Below are 18,534 nucleotides of genomic sequence, written 5' to 3' on the forward strand. Positions count from 1 at the left end.
AGTGATAAGGAGTTCATCATGAAAGTCACGGCGACAGATTCCTGTAAAGCACTCATTAAATTATTAAAGTCTAAACACGGCGAGCTGATGTTTCATCAATCTGGCGGCTGCTGCGATGGCAGCTCGCCGATGTGCTACCCACTTGGCGAGTTTAAGATAGGCGGACAAGATGTCTTGGTTGGTGAGCTGGCCGGCTGCCCTTTTTATATGGGCAAAGCGCAGTATAAGCTTTGGCAACACACCGATTTGACCATCGATGTGGTCGATGGACGCGGGGCAAGTTTTTCGCTAGAAATACCTGAGGGCAAACGCTTTATCGTGCGCTCTGAGATGTGCGAAGTGTAAAGCAGCCTTGCGAAGTATAAATTGTTATCAATAAACATAATCTTAGCTTAAAAATTTAAGTTCTCTTTCTTCTAAGACTTATGGACGAATAACACGCGCTAGTCATTTTTATTGCATTGTTTTAGCAAAATAATAGATACTGTAAGGAGAAGCTATTTTAATAAGCTTGTTTTAACGAGCACGTCTTAATAAGCATGGATGCTAAAAGGAAGATAACATGGAAGTTGATCCAAAATTTGACTACGTCATCGTGGGCAGCGGTTCTGCGGGCTGCGTACTTGCCAGCCGCCTAACAGAAAATCCCGATATCAAAGTGTGTTTATTGGAGTACGGCGGCGAAGGCAAAGACCTTGCGATTCGCGTACCGGCGGGTTTAATCCTTTTAGTTCCAGGAAAACCGCTAAAATCAAACAATTGGTGCTTTCATACTACCCCGCAAACCCATCTTAATAATCGTCGCGGCTTTCAGCCACGCGGTCAATGTTTGGGCGGCTCCTCTGCCATTAATGCGATGATTTATACCCGCGGTAGCGCGCTTGATTATGAGCGCTGGGTTGAGCAAGGCTGCGAAGGTTGGGGCTTTGACGATGTCCTGCCCTACTTTATCAAAGCTGAAAACAATGTCCACGGCGCAGACGAGCGGCATGGCGATAGCGGCCCCTTGCATGTCAGTGATTTATTAAGCCCGCGTGAAATATCAAAAGTGTTTGTAGAAGCGGCCGTCGCCAATGGTTTAGATAAAAATGATGATTTTAATGGCAAAAAACAAGATGGCGCAGGGCTATATCAAGTCACCCATTTTCATGGTGAAAAACAAGGTCAACGCTGCTCTGCTGCTGCCGCTTATTTACACCCCGTGCAGAAAAGCCGTCCAAATTTAACCATCATTACCCACGCGCAAGCCAACCGTGTCATCTTTGAAGACAAACAGGCCGTTGGCGTCGCTTATGAAAAAGATGGCGTCGAGCACACAGTGATGGCGCGTCAGGAAGTTATTTTGTCGAGCGGCGCTTTTGGTTCGCCGAAAGTTTTGATGCTATCGGGTATTGGTCCTGCTGAGCATTTGCAGGCGCACGGCATCGATGTATTGATCGATGCGCCTGAGGTTGGCGGTAATCTACAAGATCATTTAGATGTGGTGTTCGATTACGAGGTCAATACCACCGATGTTATCGGTATTGGTATGGCAACGCTTTCAACCTTGTCTAAAAGCATTCGCCAATGGAGAAAAGATGGCACAGGATTGCTGTCTACCAACTACGCCGAAGCTGGTGCGTTCTTTAGCGTCGGTGACGCGCCAAAGGAGTGGCCAAATATCCAGCTGCACTTTGTCATCTCGCGGGTGATTGAGCACGGACGTGACCTTAGACGCGGCTTTGCCATCTCTTGTCACGCCTCCTATTTGCGCCCTGAAAGCCGCGGTACCGTCAGGCTTGCGTCAGCTGACCCCTCAGAGTGCGTATTAATTGATCCAAACTTCCTCTCCCATCCTAAAGATGTAGAATATATGGTCGCAGGCGCTGAGCGTAGCGCGCCATCATGCAAGAAGCGCCCATCGCCAAATATATCACCGAAGACTACCCTGCCCCTTATATCGAAAAAGACGGCATGCTTGGCTATATTCGTAGTAAGTCAGACACCATCTATCACCCTGTAGGCACTTGCCGTATGGGTTCAGATGACCAGTCTGTAGTCGACTTAGAATTAAAGGTGCGCGGCGTGAGCGGCTTACGCGTCATTGACGCATCCGTGATGCCGACATTGATTAGCGCCAATACCAATGCGCCAACGATTATGATAGCGGAAAAAATGGCCGACCTGATCAAAGCACAGCATGTTAGCCAAGAGACGGTAGCTGCCTAAAACAAAGGACGGTCTTAGCGAATTTGCTTAAATTATATTTAACTTACTGCGTTATAGTGGATTTACTTTAAAACAGATACAGGACGACTGGGATAAATTTTTCGTAGCCTCTGTGATAACAGCAAGCAAGGAAAATTTATACCAGTCGCGCATCGTACTAGTGTATCGATTTTATCTTAAACTGAATATATGGGTCGCCATTTTTGGTGTAATTAACGCCTTGGAACCGTCTTTTTAAAACGGGACATTTTCTATCAAATTAAATCTATAGACACCTTGCGTTACAACTGCGTAAGGTAGTATATTTAAACCACTTATTTATATTGCTATTTATTGCAGTCTGCAATTTGAGTTAATAACACCTCACTCATTTTCTTTTTGCATAGGATAAATACTTTATTTATAAACACTTTAAAGGGAATTAGCAGCGCGTTAATTATATCTATGGTTCGCTTATGAACCGATAGTTATGTTGGCGACTACTTATCATTACATAGGATGTAATAATGCAAAAATCACTCTTCAAACTGACCCTGTTAGCGACGGTTATCTTGGGTATCAGTGCCTGTAGCGGCGACAACAAAACCACCGATGACTCTGCTGCCAGCTCAGACGCCAAAGGCGCCAAAACCTTGCTTTATTGCTCAGAAGGCAGCCCTGCTGGCTTTGACCCAGCGCAGTACACGGCAGGTACTGATTTTGATGCGAGCGCCTATCCTATCTACAACGGCCTAGTAGAATTTAAAAGAGATGGCACCGAGATTCAGCCAGCATTAGCTGAAAGTTGGGATATCAGTGAAGACGGCAAAACTTACACCTTTAATCTGCGTAAAGGCGTCAAATTTGGTAAAACCGATTACTTTACCCCGACCCGCGATTTTAACGCTGACGACGTTGTCTTTACCCTAGAACGCCTCACCAACCCTGATTTTGAATTTAACAAAGCGTATCCTGCTGAATTCCCATACTCAGTCGGTATGGGTTTGCCTGATCTTATCTCTAATATTGAAAAAGTTGATGACTATACGGTAAAAGTTACCTTAAGCGAAACCAACGCGCCGTTTTTGCAAAACCTAGCTATGGCCTTCGCTTATATCGATTCTGCTGAATATGCTGACCAATTAATGGCGGCTGGTAACGCGGCTGATATTAATACCAAGCCAGTTGGTACCGGGCCTTTCGTCTTTACTTCCTATCAAAAAGACGCGCAAATTCGCTATAGCAAAAACCCAGATTATTGGAACAAAGATGACATTCATATCGACAACTTAGTGTTTGTCATCACTAAAGACTCGGCCGTGCGCGCGCAAAAAGTACAAGCTGGCGAATGTCATGTGTCCGCTTATCCAAAACCTGCTGAAATTGATTCTGTCAAGAAATCTGGCAAAGCCACGGTTCTTGACCAACCCGGCTTTAACGTCGGTTATGTCGGCTACAACGTTGAAAAACCAAAACTTAGCGACCTTAAAGTTCGTCAAGCGTTAGATATGGCCATTAACAAGGACGCTATCATCAATGCGGTTTATCAAAGTGAGGGGGTTAAAGCAACCAATCCTATGCCGCCAACGCAATGGGGTTACGATGAATCGATTAAAGATGCGCCTTATGACGTCGAAAAGGCCAAAGCCCTTATCAAAGAAGCAGGCGCGGATAACCTGTCTATCAACCTATGGTATATGCCGGTTCAGCGACCCTATAATCCAAATGCCAAGCTCATGGCTGAAATGCTACAAGCAGATTGGGCCAAAATTGGCGTCGATACCAAGCTCGTCACTTATGAATGGGGCGAGTATTTAAAACGCGCCGCGAAAGGTGAGCCTGATGTGATTTTGGCAGGCTGGACGGGTGACAATGGCGATCCTGATAACTGGCTTGGTTCGCTATTATCTTGTGATGCGGTCGGCGGTAATAACTACTCGCGCTGGTGTAATAAAGACTTTGACACCTTGGTCACCAATGCCCGTCAGATTACCAATCAGGATGAGCGTGTCGATGATTATGTAAAAGCTCAGCAAATATTTAAAGAGCAGCTACCTTGGACGACGATGGCGCATTCGGTCGTGACCGTATTCACCGCACCAAACGTTGTCGATTATAAAATCAGCCCGCTTGGTGCCATACGCTTCGATGGTGTAAAAGTTGAATAGCAGCCGCTCATAAAGTCCGGTACGACAGGCACGGTTATTTAATTGGTATTCGGCTGGTCAGACGCTTTGTTTGCTCCAGCCGAATTTCTATAAATTCAGCGACCTGTTTAGCACTTTGTTAAATACCTTGTTGAACCTTTTGTCACGGACGCTCTTATCACCGCTCATGCTTTACTCTTCGATTTATAACTTTTGTACCATAACTACTGAACCACAACAATTGAGCAGCCCATGCTACTTTATATTCTGCGCCGAATTGCGATTTTAATTCCTGTCTATCTTGGCTTAACGCTGTCCACTTTTACCCTGATTCGTCTCGTACCAGGAGATGCCGTCGAGATTATGATGGGTGAGCGAATGGTTGATCCAGAGCTACATGCTCGCGCCTTAGAACGACTTGGATTAGACAAACCTCTCATCGTCCAATATTGGGATTACTTATCCGGTATATTGACCGGTGACTTTGGGGCATCTTTTCGTACGCGCGCCCCGGTATTACAAGACTTCTTTGCCCATTTTGTCCCAACGCTAGAGCTTGCAGTATGTGCGATTATCATTGCTAGCGTCGTCGGGGTCAGCTTAGGTATCTTTGCGGCGCTGCGCCGTGGCACGTGGATTGATTACACCTTGATGTCAGGCGCACTGGCGGGATACTCGATGCCCATCTATTTATTAGGGCCTATCCTAACCGGTATATTTGCCCATTATTTAGGCCTGTTACCCGTCGCTGGTGTCATTTCCGTCGCTCAGTTTTTAGATGTCCATCCACTGTATGGCTCTTGGCTATTAGGTTCTTTGACGTCCGGTGAGCCTGGCGCATTTTGGAACGTGGTAAAACACTTTATTTTGCCTTCCATTGCCTTATCGACCATTCCACTCGCGATGATTGCGCGGATGACGCGCTCGGCGATGCTAGAAGTGCTGGACGAAGACTATGTGCGCACGGCAAGGGCAAAAGGCTTATCGCCGCGCCGCGTGATATTGGTACACGTGATGCGCAATGCCTTGATTACTGTCGTCACGGTGATTGGCTTACAAATGGCGACCTTGCTCGCTGGCGCGATTATCACCGAGACCATTTTTAGTTGGCCGGGCGTTGGTAATTGGCTTCTCGATGGCTTTTTTACCCGTGACTATCCTATTGTACAAAACGGTATCTTATTGGTTGCCACTGCCTTGATTTTAGTCAGTTTATTTATTGATATTTTATATGGTTTGATCAATCCGCGTATTCGACATACCTCTTAATTTAATAATGATAAATACCCATATTATAAATAGTGGCGATACGCGCTTATATGGTTTAGAGCAATTTTTAGCAAGTCCTCAATTTTTTAAGGTTAATAAAGAATGAGACTCTAAATGCTTTTAGCGCTGGCCACTATAGGAACTACTCATGAAGCCTTCTGTTCTTCCCTCAGATCTTAATCTGATAGCTGCCACACCGCCGTCATCTTTGCAGTTATTTTTGTCGACGTTTTGCCGAAATAAAGGCGCGGTACTGGGCTTTCTTGTCTTAGCCTTGATGGTCGTTATTGCCATACTTGCGCCCACCCTTGCGCCGCATGACCCTTACGAGTTATTTACTGGTCAAGAGCAATTACCACCCGCCTTTTTAAGTGGCGGCGATAGTATGTTTTGGCTCGGTACTGATGATGCCGGCCGCGATACGTTATCACGGGTAATGTATGGCGCGCGTTATTCTTTATTTATCGGCCTTAGCGCAACGACCCTTGCGATGTTGGTCGGTATCTCTTTAGGACTGAGCGCGGCGTTTTGGCCAAAGGTTTGGGGCAAAGCGGTGATGCTGGTCAATGATATTTTGATGTCTTACCCCAGCTTACTATTGGCGATTATTATTGCAGCTATTTTAGGCCCTTCTATGACCAATACCATTATTACCATTGCCTTGGTTTGTACGCCGCCGTTTATTCGTCTGACTCGGGCAACGGCGATGGTCGAGCTACAGCGTGAGTACTTTATCGCTTCGCAAGTGATGGGTGCTGGCGTACTACGCTTATTATTTATCACCATTTTGCCCAATTGTATGGCGCCGCTTATCGTCCAAGCGACGATGATTTTTTCCTCTGCTATTTTAGAAGCAGGGGCGATTGGTTTCTTAGGCTTTGGCGTACAACCACCTGATGCTGAGTGGGGTGCGATGCTCGGTACAGCGCGGCAATACATTCAAAGTAATGTTTGGCTTGCCATTTGGCCCGGTGTCGCTATTTTCTTAGCTGCCCTGTCAATTAACTTGACGGGTGATGGGCTACGCGACGCGCTAGATCCAAAATTAAAGCAGGTGACCTAAATGACTAGTACGTTAAATACAACCGCTACTACTACCGCCGCCAGTGACACTTCGATGACTGGTTTATTAAAAAAACAAGCGCCGTTATTGTTAGATATTGAAAATCTTTCGGTTACCTTTGGTCAAGGCGCGCGCGCTTTTCGCGCCGTTGATGATGTATCGTTGAAAATCACCCAAGGTGAAGTTCTCGCTGTCGTTGGGGAATCCGGCTCAGGGAAATCGGTCACCATGATGGCGCTCATGGGACTTTTGCCGCCCTCTGCCACAGTTCGGGCGCAGCGGGTGATGTTTGATAATAAAGACATGCTGAGTATGTCCGCCAAAGAAAAACGCGGCATCATTGGCAAAGACATTTCTATGATTTTTCAAAATGCGATGTCTTGCTTAAATCCAAGCTTTACGGTTGAGATGCAGTTGGGCGAAGTGCTACGCAAGCATCTTGGCCTGCGCGGTTCGGCTGTGCGCTCGCGTATATTAGAGCTGCTTGAATTGGTTGAAATGCCCGATGCTAAAAACCGGCTAAAAGTTTATCCGCATCAATTATCGGGCGGTATGAGTCAGCGTATTATGATTGCCATGGCTATTGCTTGCGAGCCAAAACTACTCATCGCCGATGAGCCAACCACGGCGCTTGACGTCACGGTGCAAGCGCAAATTATGGATTTGCTTGGGCGCTTACAACGCGAAAAACAAATGGCCATGGTATTAATTACCCATGATTTGGGATTGGTGGCGCAAAACTCACGTGATGTCGCCGTCATGTATGCCGGGCAAGTGGTTGAAACTAGTACGGTGCCAGAGATTTTCCAGCATCCTACTCATCCTTATACCGATGCGCTGCTGCAAGCCATTCCTGAGCTGGCTATTGGCCAAGACAGGCTCAATAGCTTACCGGGTGTGGTGCCAAGCCAATATGACCGTCCAAGCGGCTGCTTGCTCTCTCCGCGCTGCCCGTATAAAGAAGCCGCTTGTGAAGTGCCACCGCCCATTTTAGACACGCCTACTGGCAAAGTGCGCTGTATTCACGCCGAACTACCAAGCTTACCCACTCGCATTTCCACCCCGCACCCTGCTACTTTGGAGTCCCAAGCATGAGTCATAAAGTGGTCTTAAAAGCAGACAATTTACACAAGCATTACCCCGTATCGCAAGGTTTGGGTAAACCAAAAGCTTATGTTAAAGCGTTAAATGGCGTCTCGTTTGAGCTTGAAGCGGGCAAAACGCTTGCCGTCGTGGGTGAGTCGGGCTGCGGCAAATCTACCCTTGCGCGTCAATTGACACTTATCGAAGAGCCGACTGATGGCGAGCTGTTTATCAACGATGCCGCAACGACTGGCTATAGTAGAAAAGCATTAAAAGATTTGCGAACCGAGATTCAGATGGTTTTTCAAAATCCTTACGGCAGCTTAAACCCGCGTCATACGATTGGCTATCAATTGACCGAGCCATTAGATATTCATACCAAATTGTCAAAAGAAGAAAAGCGCGAAAAAATAAACGAGATGATGAGAAATGTCGGCCTACGTCCCGAACACGCTGGGCGTTTTCCGCATATGTTTTCGGGTGGTCAGCGCCAACGTATAGCCCTCGCCCGCGCGATGATGCTCAATCCAAAAATTGTCGTTGCTGATGAGCCGACTTCTGCGCTCGATGTATCGATTCAGGCGCAAGTGTTGAATCTATTTATGGATTTGCAGGCCGAATACCATACTGCTTACGTGTTTATTTCGCACAACTTATCAGTGGTCCGCCATGTTGCTGATGATGTGATGGTCATGTATCTAGGCCAAGCGGTTGAGCATGGACCAAAAGAAGCGATTTACAGTGCGCCAAAGCACCCTTATACCATCGCTTTATTAGCGGCTGCGCCAACTGTCAGTGGTCATAAGAATGATTTAACGCTACAAGGTGAATTGCCAAGTCCGCTAAATCCGCCAAGTGGCTGCGCGCTGCATAAACGCTGTCCTTATGCCAAACCAAAATGTAGCGAAGTCGAGCCGCAGCTGCGTGAGTGGGATGGCCGCTTGGTTGCTTGTTTACGCTTAGAAGAGATATACGGATAAGACAGTCGTCCGTTTATGAAGGTGAATTACACATTCACTACCCCGCGACATTTTGGAAACTGAGCACAGCCATAAAATATCTGACCTTAGCGCGCGCCTTTTTTGGCGATTCGCTGAACCATCTCACCACTGCACTTAGGGCATTTTGGACAAGTGGGAATGACCTCGTTACTGACAGGCGTAACGAACTGCTCTGTTATCGAAGCTTGGTGAGGTTGAGTTTTAGGCTCTATAACTTCGAACGGGGTAATGAAGATTTCTTCCGCATTATCATCAAACACTTTATTACTAAGCTGTACATTGATAGATGCAACCGTTGCGGCATTAAAATCTGATTGTTCAACCTGCGTTTGACCAGACCAGCGAGCATACTCTTTGACCTCGCTTCTAATTGGCGCGTTTCTAATTGGCGCGTCTGCTTGTGAGTTTGCTTGTGCTGTCAAACTGGCATTTGGCATTATTTTTTTTGTCTTGCTAGCATTGCTATGCTTGTTTTTTAGATAGGCTTTATGCGCCCTGTTAGTGTGCCAAGACTTGCTAAATCGATTGCTTTCAATTTGCACAACGATAGCTTTGACTTCTTCATCGGTAAGCAATTTATCCTGTTTTTTCTTCACGTAGGACACCATACCGCTCGTCAATACGTGCTCAGGCAACTCATCACGAGTTTTAAGCTCGCACTCGCCAATAAACGCAATCATCGAGTGAAAATAGTTCATATCAAGCGCTAACAAATCTGCCAATGTCTTAATATGCAGATAATTCTGCCGCAGTGGATTTTGAAATTTATACTTACGCCCCATGATAACTTGCGTCCACTGCCGCTGCTTCTCGTTACCAAAAATCCAGCCTTTATAGTTTTTAGTTTCAATGACAAAGATGCCATACACAGAGACGATGACATGGTCGATTTGGGTGCTGCCGCCATCTGCTAATGGCAAAGTGACATTGTTTAGGCGATGATAAATATCTTTATCAAGCTTTAGCCACATGGCTACATTGATGACGGTCTCGCCGACGATACCTTTAAAACTGGACATCAAAGACATGGATTTCTACCATAGAAGACATAAAGAATAGGATAAAAACAGTTATTATAAAGGCGCTTATTATAAAAGCGCAGCGATACTTATGACTATCGCTGAATGACAACTTTAATCATACATTGAAATAAGTTAATTGTAGTAGGCTGCTGTTTATTATTTACGGTCTAAAAAACAACAAAGTTTCATAAACACTCTTAAACATGAACGCTTTATTATCACCCTTTGGATTATACGTATGAATACACGCGCCGTATCTTGGCTCAACATTACCCTTGGCACCACTTTATTATTATCGCTACCCATAATGGGACAAGCCGCTAGTACCATGCCACAAAAATGGAAGCTGGATGTGCCAAAAACCAGTGCGGATTTTGAGGTCAAATACTTAGGCAAGGCGACGACTGACGGTAAGTTTCGTAAGGTAAACGGCGCCATCAATTATGACGTCAGAAAGCCTGCCAGCACGACGATTAATTTTACTGTGCATACCGATAGCATTGACACCGAGCGCCGCCTACGTGATTCTTTTTTACGCCGAAAAGAGCTGCTCAATACGCAGCAATATCCAACGATGACGTTTGTCTCAAAAAAAGTCACGATGATTTCGCCGAAAGAAGCCAACGTCACGGGCGATTTTACTGCCTTGGGTCAAACCAAACCGTTAACGGTAAGAGTCACCCTATCGGATGTCGAAATTGACCCCGTTACCGCCCAACCAACGCTAAAGTTTCGCGCGACGGGTAAGGTAGATCGCTATAGCTACGGGGTGACCGCCTTCCCAAAACTTATTAGCAATATCATCCCACTTGAGATATCAGGAAAGCTGATTGCTGCGAATTAATAATAAAGAGCGTAAAAAAGAGTGGCCAAATTACTCTAGCAACTCTTTTTTTGGTTTAGGATTCAGACATTTTATAAGTTAGGAAAAGACAAAAAAATTAGCCTCGATATCTGCTGCTTTAAAAGTGAGGAAATATGCGTGGCATGGGTCGATTTTCTTTAAAAGCTTCGCTCGGCGCTCGTCCCTCGCGCGCACATTTTCATTATTGAACTTAGGGCGTAGGTTGGGTGAAGCTTTCGGCACCCAACGCTTCAATTCAACAATTTGTTAGGACTCGAACCTTGGCGCCGACCTACTCATCATTCTAAATTCTAACAAACAAAAAGCCGCCAGATTTCTCCAGCAGCTCTTTTATAAGCTCAAAAACTAAGTTTAAGCTTTGATGAATCAGACCAAACTATTTACCGCATCAACCACCGCTTCAGCAGTAATACCAAACTCTTTATACAGCTCGTCCGCAGGCGCCGATTCACCATAAGTGGTCATACCGATGACTTTGCCATCAAGACCGACAAACTTATACCAATAATCGACATGCGCGGCTTCTACAGCAACGCGCGCACGGATATTAGCTGGCAATACCGCTTCACGGTAGCTGGCATCTTGCTCCATAAAGATTTCTGCACATGGCATAGACACCACACGTACGCCAACGCCATTTTCGCTAAGCGTCTTATGCGCTTGCATGGCAAGGCCGACTTCTGAACCCGTAGCGATGATAATAGCTTGAAGCTCGCCTTCCTCTTTCGCTAAGACATAACCGCCTTTAGTAATGTTAGCCACTTGCTCAGCATCACGCGCTTGATGTGGCAGACTTTGACGGCTAAAGATAAGAGCAGAAGGGTTATTTTCAGACTTAATCGCTTCAACCCAAGCACTAGCAGATTCAGTCGCATCACAAGGGCGCCATGTCCGTAGGTTTGGTGTGGTACGCAGACTGGTCAATTGCTCGACTGGCTGATGCGTTGGACCATCTTCACCCAAACCAATTGAATCATGGGTGTAAACATGAATCACACGCTGCTTCATCAGTGCGCCCATACGCACCGCGTTACGCGCGTATTCCATAAACATCAGGAAGGTCGCCACGTAAGGGATAAAGCCGCCATGCAGCGCAATACCATTGGCAATCGCTGTCATACCAAACTCGCGGACGCCATAGTAAATATAATTGCCGTCAGCGTCTTTTTCGATACCTTTTGCGCCTTTAAATAGTGTCAGATTTGAGCCAGCAAGATCCGCTGAGCCGCCCAGTAATTCTGGTAATAATGGCTGCAAAGTATTGATCGCATTTTGACTGGCTTTACGACTGGCAACATCGCCGCCCGCTTCTTGGGTTTGCTGAATATAATCTTTCGCTTGTGCCTCAAAATCCGCTGGCAACTCACCGTTTAAACGGCGTAGTAGCTCGCTTGCGAGTTCTGGATACGCTTTTTTATACGCGTCAAAGTCCGCTTCCCAGTTCTTTTGTAGCACATCGCCTTTTACTTTACCGTCCCATGCTTCATAGATTTCGTCATCTAATTCAAACGGTGCATGCTTCCAAGATAACGCATCACGAGTTAAAACAATTTCATCATCACCAAGCGGTGCACCATGACTGGCTGCTAGGCCTTGCTTATTTGGGCTACCGGCACCAATCGTGGTTTTACAAATGATTAAGCTCGGTTTAGTCGTCTCTTTGATCGCTTGTTCAGTCGCTTTGGTAATCTCATCGGTATCATGACCATCAACTTTAATCACCTGCCAGCCGTACGCTTCAAAGCGCGCTTGCGTGTCGTCAGTAAACCAGCCTTCAACATCACCATCGATTGAGATGCCATTATCATCGTAGAAGAATACCAATTTACCAAGGCCTAGCGTGCCAGCCAATGAGCAAACTTCATGGCTAATGCCTTCCATCAAGCAGCCATCACCCAAGAACGCATAAGTATGGTGATCGACGATGTTATGACCGTCACGGTTAAACTGCGCCGCTAGCGTTTTCTCTGCAATCGCAAAACCAACCGCATTGGCGATACCCTGACCTAGTGGACCCGTCGTGGTTTCAATGCCTGGGGTATAACCAAGCTCAGGGTGACCAGGGGTTTTTGAATGCAGCTGACGAAAGCCTTTTAAGTCATCAACGCTGACATCATAACCCGTCAAATGTAGCAATGAGTAAATAAGCATCGAGCCATGACCGTTTGATAACACAAAGCGGTCACGGTTATGCCATTGCGGGTCAGCAGGATTGTGCTTTAAAAATTTGCGCCACAACACTTCGGCAATATCAGCCATACCCATCGGCGCGCCTGGGTGTCCAGAGTTGGCTTTTTGAACCGCGTCGAACGACAGTACGCGGATGGCATTGGCAAGTTTGCGCTCATTAATTGGAGTCGGCATAGCGTGTCCTAATATTCGAATGAAAAGTATGGAGCATAAGAGAAGGGGTTACTCAGAGGGCAATCCATCAAAAATACGACAAAATACAATAGGCGTCATCAAAAGATAGATTATAAAATCACAATGCAATATTAACATATTTGCTATCGCGCAATCTAAAAATGCGCTGACAGAAGCGTTTGTATTTAACAATCATTCGTATCAGTTTTATTAAACCAATACTAATTAAAAAACTGCGAATCAGCAATTGACCCGCAGTTTAGATAAAAATTCACTTGTTAAGCTGAAATGGTTTCCGCACCGCCCATATACGGACGCAATACTTCTGGAATGGTGATACTACCATCGGCGTTTTGATGATTTTCCATCACCGCAAGTAACGTACGACCAACGGCTAAACCCGAACCATTTAGCGTATGCGCTAGGCTAGTTTGCTTGCCATCTTTAACGCGCGTGCCCATACGGCGAGCTTGGAAGTCGCCGCAGTTTGAGCAGCTAGAGATTTCACGATAAGTATCTTGGCTTGGCAACCAGACTTCGATATCGTAAGTTTTTTGCGCCGCAAAGCTCATATCACCGGTACATAACTTGACCACGCGGTATGGCAGATTAAGCTGCTGTAAAATGTACTCAGCTTGTGCCGTCATCGCTTCAAGCAAGTCATCGGACTGCTCGCTAGTGGCGATATTAACCATCTCAACTTTTTCAAACTGATGCTGGCGAATCAGACCACGGGTATCACGGCCGTGCGAGCCCGCCTCACTACGAAAACACGGCGTATGAGCGGTGAATTTTAATGGCAGCTCCTTGATATCCAAACGCTCACCGCGTACCAAGTTGGTCATGGGTACTTCGGCGGTCGGAATCAGATAAAAGTCTGTGCCATCATTATTGGTATGATTGGTCAATTTAAACAAATCATCTTCAAACTTTGGCAATTGCCCCGTACCTTTTAAGCTTTCAGAATTGACAATATAAGGCACATAGGTTTCAGTATAGCCGTACTTGATGGTGTGGGTATTGAGCATAAACTGAATCAAGGCGCGATGCAGTTGCGCAAGCTGACCTTTTAAGACGTTAAAACGGCTACCAGTCAGCTTTGCGGCGGCTTCAAAATCAAGCATACCAAGCGTCTCACCGATATGCGTATGGTCTTGAATCTCAAAATCAAACGCACGCGGCGTGCCCCATTTGCGCACTTCGACGTTATCGTCTTCTGACGTACCAACCGGTACATCGGCAGCTGGGATATTTGGGATTTGCATGGCCGCTTGGCTAATGCGCTCTTGCAAGGTTCGTAGCTCATCTTCGGCTGCCTTAATCTCACCGCTGACACTTTGCATCTCGCTCAATAATTCACTGGCATCTTCGCCCGCTTTTTTTAGCGCGCCCACTTGCTTGGCGCCCGCATTCCGGCGCGATTGCAGCTCTTCTGTTTTAACCTGCAAGGATTTACGTTCATTCTCAACACTTTGCCAAAACGCTACATCAAGCGCGTAACCACGCGTCGCCAGCTGCTGTTGTAAATCCGTTAAATCACCGCGTAAGAGTTTTGGGTCAATCATAATAGTTGCCTGTAGCGCCAAAAGTGAGTAAGAAATAAAAAGGAGAAAATAGTAGCAAAGTCACATCGTAAAAACACAAAATAGCGCGCCGCCTTATAATATCATTATAAAGCTAAGCGATAACGCCGTGTCAAACATCAGAATAAGTAGTAGCTGCTATCATACCAAGACCGAGCAGATTTGACCATGTTTTGGCTAAATTTTGCTTGCGCTTTGGCTGATTTTTAGCGAAGTTCCCCGCGCTCTCTATTGCACCTTTACTGAACAAATATGCGACACATAATTGCGTTATTAATCACATCAGGGTCGCCAATATTATAAATAACCGGGCTATCCATGAACAGCGCTGCTTATATGTTTCATTTAAGAGCAGTTTTCGGTAAGATAAGCGCATATCTTTATTCTACTTTTCGCCAAGCATCGCTAAGCGTCGTATAAAATCGCTAAGCATGGCATCGCAGCTTCGCTTTGGCGCTTTTCATCCCACGCTTTTAACATAAGTATCTGAGAACCTTTATGGCCCTGTACCCCTACACGCTACAACCTGTCGCCTTAAACTTAACCGAGGCCGAATTTCACCAAGCACAGTATGAGCTATTTGCCAGTGCCAGCCCGTCGTTTGGTCTGTCGAGTATTAAGATGAAAGAGTGGATTATTATGGCGGTGGTCGTCATATTAGCCATCGCAGGTCTAGTCTTTTTGACCGGTTACTCAACGATTATCTTTTGGCTTATGCTAGCGGCGGTGGTCATTTATCTATTGGTGCGTACCCTTGGTTTTAAATGGTATGTCAAAAAAGAGTTTGAAAAACAAGTGGCTGACCAAGAAATGCCCGATGAGATGCGCCAAATGAAGTTGGGCGTGCAAAAGCACGGTTTGGTCATGGCAATGCCAGTCAATCAGTCTGATATGTTTAACAACAATCAGATGCGCGGTATGCAAATGCGCGCCAGTAGCACTCAGCAAGCCGTTATTCCTTGGAGCGCCGTTAAAAGCTGGGATGAAACCGACGACTATATCTTTGTGATGTTTGAGCTAAAAGGTCAGCAAGGTAGCCAAATCATTCCTAAGCGTTTACAAGCGCAAAAATTTCCAATCGATACCGTACGCCAGCACCTACAAGAAGTGGTTGCTGTTAAAGGTTTAAATCCTGAGAATCTACAGCCCCCTGCAACAGTATAGAAGTCATTTTTACAGTGTCGCGGTTGGTGGTTTTTTACACTTAAACATTAGTATTGCTCAAGTATTGGCCTTATAAAATAATTTGCATAGCACAGATTCTATGATTCGTTAAATCAATCACAGCATTAGATTAATCAAATTTAACTTATCATAGTTTCTTTGCTATTATAATAAGCATCAATAGGCAATAGATGGGCGTAGCAATGCAGGAGACGGCTTGCTACACTCTTAGACTTCTATACTGAACTTAGGATGGTACAGTCTGAGTTTATAAAACTAAAACAACCAGTCTATTAAATCTACACTCAAACTATAAGGATAATATTATGAGTAATACTAATAACGTAACCAACCAAATTGGTCTAGAAAAAGCAGACATGAGCGAAGTGATTGCTAAGCTAAACGACTTATTATCAAGCTATCATATGTTTTACATCAACGTGCGCGGCTATCACTGGAACGTAAAAGGTGAGCATTTCTTCACCTTGCACCCACAGTTCGAAGAGCTGTATACCAATTTGCAAGTAGAAATTGATGAAATCGCTGAACGTATTTTAACCTTGGGTGGCACGCCGCTCCATGCCTATAGCGACTTTAGCCAACATTCCAATATCAAAGAAGATAAAAACGTCAAAGATGGCAACGCTTGTGTGCAAGGTGTGGTCACTGGTCTACAAGCGCTTATCGAAGAGCAGCGTGAAGTATCAGCGTTAGCAGAGAAATCTGAAGACCAAGGTACCGCTGACTTAGTTGATGAATACGTACAGCAGCAAGAAAAGCTCATTTGGATGTACAACGCTTTTTTGGCTAAATAATGCCTAAAAAGATGACAGATAAAACGACTTATCAATACTTTTCAATGAAATCATAAGTAAGAAAAAAGCACCTAATTTAGGTGCTTTTTTTGTACTCGCTTGACTAAAAATGCTTAAATTCTAAGCTCTCTCAATGTCTAAATGTTTACTACTTTTGAATCCACTGGCGTATTTTTTCGCGCTCAGCTGGCGTTGCTTGTAGCCAAATTTGCATAAACTGATCTAAAGTACTGGTCGATGAAGCAGCGCTTGCCGTTTGCTTAACTGTGGTCATAGCCCCTGTATTGACAGTACTTGGCGTGTTGGTAGATGGTTGACCTAAAGCGGCTATGGCACGTTGGTTTTGTAGCTCGGCATCATCAGCACCGCCAAACACGCCGCCCAACGTTTTACCTAGACCAGACAGTAAACCACCTTGACCGCCCTCTAAAGCCTGCTGACTGGCTAGGATAGTATTGTTTTGTTGCACCGCCAGTGTTGGGCGCTTGGCATACTCTCTTGCCGCTTCATATTTTTCTGGCTGATTTGGCATGGTCAGACGGTACGTTTGATTGTCTTTTAATTCTGCCGTTACACTCACGTTACCCGAGCGCAGATAATCGTGCTCATCACGGCGCAAGTTGTATAAACGGTCATATTTAGCCGTAATCGCGTGCTGACCTGGCTCTAAGGTAAACGACTTCTTTAACGGCTGAAACGGACTTTGCTGGATTTCTTGGCCGTTGATAGCAGTTACTTTGATATGGTCATCAACAAGTAAGGTAACTGCGGCATGCGTTAGCATCGATACTGAGCCTGCCGCTACCAATAACGAGCCAACAGTCAGTTTTTTTAGTATAGAAGCGCTTAATTTCATAAATTGTTCCATTGATAGTAAATACGTTTTATAAAAAAACTGGATTTTTAAATCTTAAAAATCGAGCGGCATGGTATGTTGGTCTTGGTTGGCGACCTCATTATCACCTTGCGTTTCTTGGGCAATATCGGCCAGCTCAGCGGCAAGTGTCTGCTCATCAATCGTACGCAGCGCATCGCTAATGACCGCTTTGGATATATTACTACGCCCAAGATTGGAAAACATCGGTTGAATGTAATTTAGCACATCCATCATAGCGCCAATACGGTGCGGCCCTTCGGTAAGCAAATGATTGATAATACGCTCATCAAACTGCCAACCGCGGCGGCGTAGGATAGATTGTAGCAAGGCTTGACGGTCCGCCAAATCGTGACCAGTTGGCACTTTAAAGCTTGGCGATTGTGCCAAACGAGTAAGCAAGTCTGTCAGCTGAAACGGCAGTTCGGTTGCCGGTTTATTGGAGGCAAAAATAAGCTGGCGTTGCCCTTCGCGGCTACGATTAATCAGATGAAATAAAGCTTCTTGCCATTGGCTGCTCTGCTCAAGCACCTCTAAATCGTCAATCGCAATCAAGGAAAAGTTTTCTAAAGAAGAGAGAACATTGACATCGGTATGAATCAATTCATTTAATGACAGACAAATCGCTGATTTGTCCATCTCGATAAACGACTCACAGATGGCGGATAATAAGTGCGACTTGCCCGTCTCAGGGCTGCCGAATAGGTACAACTGACCTATCAGGCCGACATGTAGCTGCCGCACTGCATCGATAATAGACATCCAACCTGGACCGGCAAAGTCGCTGAGACTCGCATCATGCTTAATGTCCAGATTGAGACTTAGCTGTGCTTCTGCCATGAATCATCAACTCGGTTTGCGTAGCGCAATCACTAAAAAGGCTAAACGACTAATACTCTGTAAACTGGCCTTGCTAGCATTTACATTTAACAAAGCCAACCTAGTAACGGCAAATACCGTTATTACTGCGCCTATATATAACATATTTGCAAAATGACTGACAAGTCTTTTACCCGTTAAGGATAATCTATCCTTATTTAGCCAACTGACAATAAGTTACCTCACTCTCAACTTCGAAAGTGATTGAAAAAAGAAGA

16 protein-coding genes are annotated in these 18,534 nt (G+C 45.4%); 11 read left to right on the forward strand and 5 right to left on the reverse strand.

From position 1 onward, the window contains the following. Window positions 1–18 precede the first annotated feature (18 nt). From B4240_RS02510 to B4240_RS02545, 8 genes are all read left to right on the forward strand, one after another. The gene (locus tag B4240_RS02510; protein WP_296236665.1) at window positions 19–345 is read left to right on the forward strand and encodes a DUF779 domain-containing protein; all 327 of its coding nucleotides are present in this window, start codon (window positions 19–21) and stop codon (window positions 343–345) included. Window positions 346–562: 217 nt separating this feature from the next. After that, a complete protein-coding gene (locus tag B4240_RS02515) occupies window positions 563–2,002 on the forward strand; it encodes a GMC family oxidoreductase (protein ID WP_296236666.1) in 1,440 nt (479 codons plus the stop codon). Next, window positions 1,954–2,208 (forward strand): GMC oxidoreductase, encoded by a 255-nt coding sequence (locus B4240_RS02520; RefSeq protein ID WP_296236680.1) that lies wholly within the window; start codon window positions 1,954–1,956, stop codon window positions 2,206–2,208. The genes B4240_RS02515 and B4240_RS02520 overlap by 49 nt, the downstream gene beginning before the upstream one ends. 506 nt (window positions 2,209–2,714) lie before the next feature. Continuing rightward, window positions 2,715–4,355 (forward strand): ABC transporter substrate-binding protein, encoded by a 1,641-nt coding sequence (locus B4240_RS02525; RefSeq protein ID WP_296236667.1) that lies wholly within the window; start codon window positions 2,715–2,717, stop codon window positions 4,353–4,355. 231 nt (window positions 4,356–4,586) lie between these two features. Further along, window positions 4,587–5,603: an ABC transporter permease gene (locus B4240_RS02530; protein ID WP_296236668.1), complete on the forward strand. Its 1,017-nt coding sequence runs from the start codon at window positions 4,587–4,589 to the stop codon at window positions 5,601–5,603. 148 nt (window positions 5,604–5,751) lie between these two features. After that, window positions 5,752–6,666, forward strand: coding sequence for an ABC transporter permease (locus B4240_RS02535; RefSeq protein WP_200661657.1), 915 nt, complete (start codon window positions 5,752–5,754; stop codon window positions 6,664–6,666). Then, a complete protein-coding gene (locus B4240_RS02540; RefSeq protein WP_296236669.1) occupies window positions 6,667–7,761 on the forward strand; it encodes an ABC transporter ATP-binding protein in 1,095 nt (364 codons plus the stop codon). Then, window positions 7,758–8,729 carry a peptide ABC transporter ATP-binding protein gene (locus B4240_RS02545; RefSeq protein WP_296236670.1) on the forward strand — a complete coding sequence of 324 codons (972 nt, stop codon included), beginning with the start codon at window positions 7,758–7,760 and terminating at the stop codon, window positions 8,727–8,729. Before B4240_RS02540 ends, B4240_RS02545 begins: the two co-directional genes overlap by 4 nt. An 86-nt stretch (window positions 8,730–8,815) precedes the next feature. On the opposite strand, the gene B4240_RS02550 is transcribed toward B4240_RS02545, so the two are convergent. After that, on the reverse strand, window positions 8,816–9,778 hold the full coding sequence (locus B4240_RS02550) for a nuclease-related domain-containing protein (protein WP_296236671.1): 963 nt from the start codon (window positions 9,776–9,778) through the stop codon (window positions 8,816–8,818). A 232-nt stretch (window positions 9,779–10,010) separates the two neighbouring features. Here B4240_RS02550 and B4240_RS02555 point away from each other — a divergent pair, with 232 nt between their 5' ends. Beyond that, window positions 10,011–10,616, forward strand: a complete 606-nt coding sequence (locus B4240_RS02555) for a YceI family protein (RefSeq protein ID WP_296236672.1) — start codon at window positions 10,011–10,013, stop codon at window positions 10,614–10,616. A gap of 387 nt (window positions 10,617–11,003) precedes the next feature. Here the strand turns inward: B4240_RS02555 and tkt are convergent, their stop codons facing one another. After that, window positions 11,004–13,001 (reverse strand): transketolase, encoded by a 1,998-nt coding sequence (gene tkt, locus B4240_RS02560; protein WP_296236673.1) that lies wholly within the window; start codon window positions 12,999–13,001, stop codon window positions 11,004–11,006. 278 nt (window positions 13,002–13,279) lie between these two features. Continuing rightward, the gene (gene serS, locus B4240_RS02565; protein ID WP_296236674.1) at window positions 13,280–14,566 is read right to left on the reverse strand and encodes a serine--tRNA ligase; all 1,287 of its coding nucleotides are present in this window, start codon (window positions 14,564–14,566) and stop codon (window positions 13,280–13,282) included. A gap of 516 nt (window positions 14,567–15,082) precedes the next feature. Here serS and B4240_RS02570 point away from each other — a divergent pair. Together B4240_RS02570 and B4240_RS02575 are read left to right on the forward strand one after the other, a co-directional pair. Next, the gene (locus tag B4240_RS02570; protein ID WP_296236675.1) at window positions 15,083–15,748 is read left to right on the forward strand and encodes a YcxB family protein; all 666 of its coding nucleotides are present in this window, start codon (window positions 15,083–15,085) and stop codon (window positions 15,746–15,748) included. Between the two features lie 326 nt (window positions 15,749–16,074). Next, window positions 16,075–16,563, forward strand: a complete 489-nt coding sequence (locus B4240_RS02575; protein ID WP_296236676.1) for a Dps family protein — start codon at window positions 16,075–16,077, stop codon at window positions 16,561–16,563. Window positions 16,564–16,711: 148 nt separating this feature from the next. Here the strand turns inward: B4240_RS02575 and B4240_RS02580 are convergent, their stop codons facing one another. Beyond that, window positions 16,712–17,419 carry a DUF2057 family protein gene (locus B4240_RS02580; protein ID WP_296236677.1) on the reverse strand — a complete coding sequence of 236 codons (708 nt, stop codon included), beginning with the start codon at window positions 17,417–17,419 and terminating at the stop codon, window positions 16,712–16,714. A 54-nt stretch (window positions 17,420–17,473) separates the two neighbouring features. Continuing rightward, window positions 17,474–18,277: a DnaA regulatory inactivator Hda gene (gene hda / locus B4240_RS02585; RefSeq protein ID WP_068407080.1), complete on the reverse strand. Its 804-nt coding sequence runs from the start codon at window positions 18,275–18,277 to the stop codon at window positions 17,474–17,476. Window positions 18,278–18,534: the final 257 nt, after the last annotated feature.

It is taken from the genome of Psychrobacter sp. UBA5136 (assembly GCF_002414005.1).
Taxonomy (GTDB): Bacteria; Pseudomonadota; Gammaproteobacteria; order Pseudomonadales; family Moraxellaceae; genus Psychrobacter.

Excerpts from the sequence above, each read along its gene's own strand:
- serS (WP_296236674.1), bottom strand. The coding sequence starts at position 14,566 with ATGATTGACCCAAAACTCTTACGCGGTGATTTAACGGATTTACAACAG.
- B4240_RS02535 (WP_200661657.1), top strand. The coding sequence starts at position 5,752 with ATGAAGCCTTCTGTTCTTCCCTCAGATCTTAATCTGATAGCTGCCACA.
- B4240_RS02575 (WP_296236676.1), top strand. The coding sequence starts at position 16,075 with ATGAGTAATACTAATAACGTAACCAACCAAATTGGTCTAGAAAAAGCA.
- B4240_RS02520 (WP_296236680.1), top strand. The coding sequence starts at position 1,954 with ATGCTTGGCTATATTCGTAGTAAGTCAGACACCATCTATCACCCTGTA.
- B4240_RS02580 (WP_296236677.1), bottom strand. The coding sequence starts at position 17,419 with ATGAAATTAAGCGCTTCTATACTAAAAAAACTGACTGTTGGCTCGTTA.
- B4240_RS02540 (WP_296236669.1), top strand. The coding sequence starts at position 6,667 with ATGACTAGTACGTTAAATACAACCGCTACTACTACCGCCGCCAGTGAC.
- B4240_RS02550 (WP_296236671.1), bottom strand. The coding sequence starts at position 9,778 with ATGTCTTTGATGTCCAGTTTTAAAGGTATCGTCGGCGAGACCGTCATC.
- hda (WP_068407080.1), bottom strand. The coding sequence starts at position 18,277 with ATGGCAGAAGCACAGCTAAGTCTCAATCTGGACATTAAGCATGATGCG.
- B4240_RS02555 (WP_296236672.1), top strand. The coding sequence starts at position 10,011 with ATGAATACACGCGCCGTATCTTGGCTCAACATTACCCTTGGCACCACT.
- B4240_RS02545 (WP_296236670.1), top strand. The coding sequence starts at position 7,758 with ATGAGTCATAAAGTGGTCTTAAAAGCAGACAATTTACACAAGCATTAC.
- tkt (WP_296236673.1), bottom strand. The coding sequence starts at position 13,001 with ATGCCGACTCCAATTAATGAGCGCAAACTTGCCAATGCCATCCGCGTA.
- B4240_RS02570 (WP_296236675.1), top strand. The coding sequence starts at position 15,083 with ATGGCCCTGTACCCCTACACGCTACAACCTGTCGCCTTAAACTTAACC.
- B4240_RS02515 (WP_296236666.1), top strand. The coding sequence starts at position 563 with ATGGAAGTTGATCCAAAATTTGACTACGTCATCGTGGGCAGCGGTTCT.
- B4240_RS02530 (WP_296236668.1), top strand. The coding sequence starts at position 4,587 with ATGCTACTTTATATTCTGCGCCGAATTGCGATTTTAATTCCTGTCTAT.
- B4240_RS02510 (WP_296236665.1), top strand. The coding sequence starts at position 19 with ATGAAAGTCACGGCGACAGATTCCTGTAAAGCACTCATTAAATTATTA.
- B4240_RS02525 (WP_296236667.1), top strand. The coding sequence starts at position 2,715 with ATGCAAAAATCACTCTTCAAACTGACCCTGTTAGCGACGGTTATCTTG.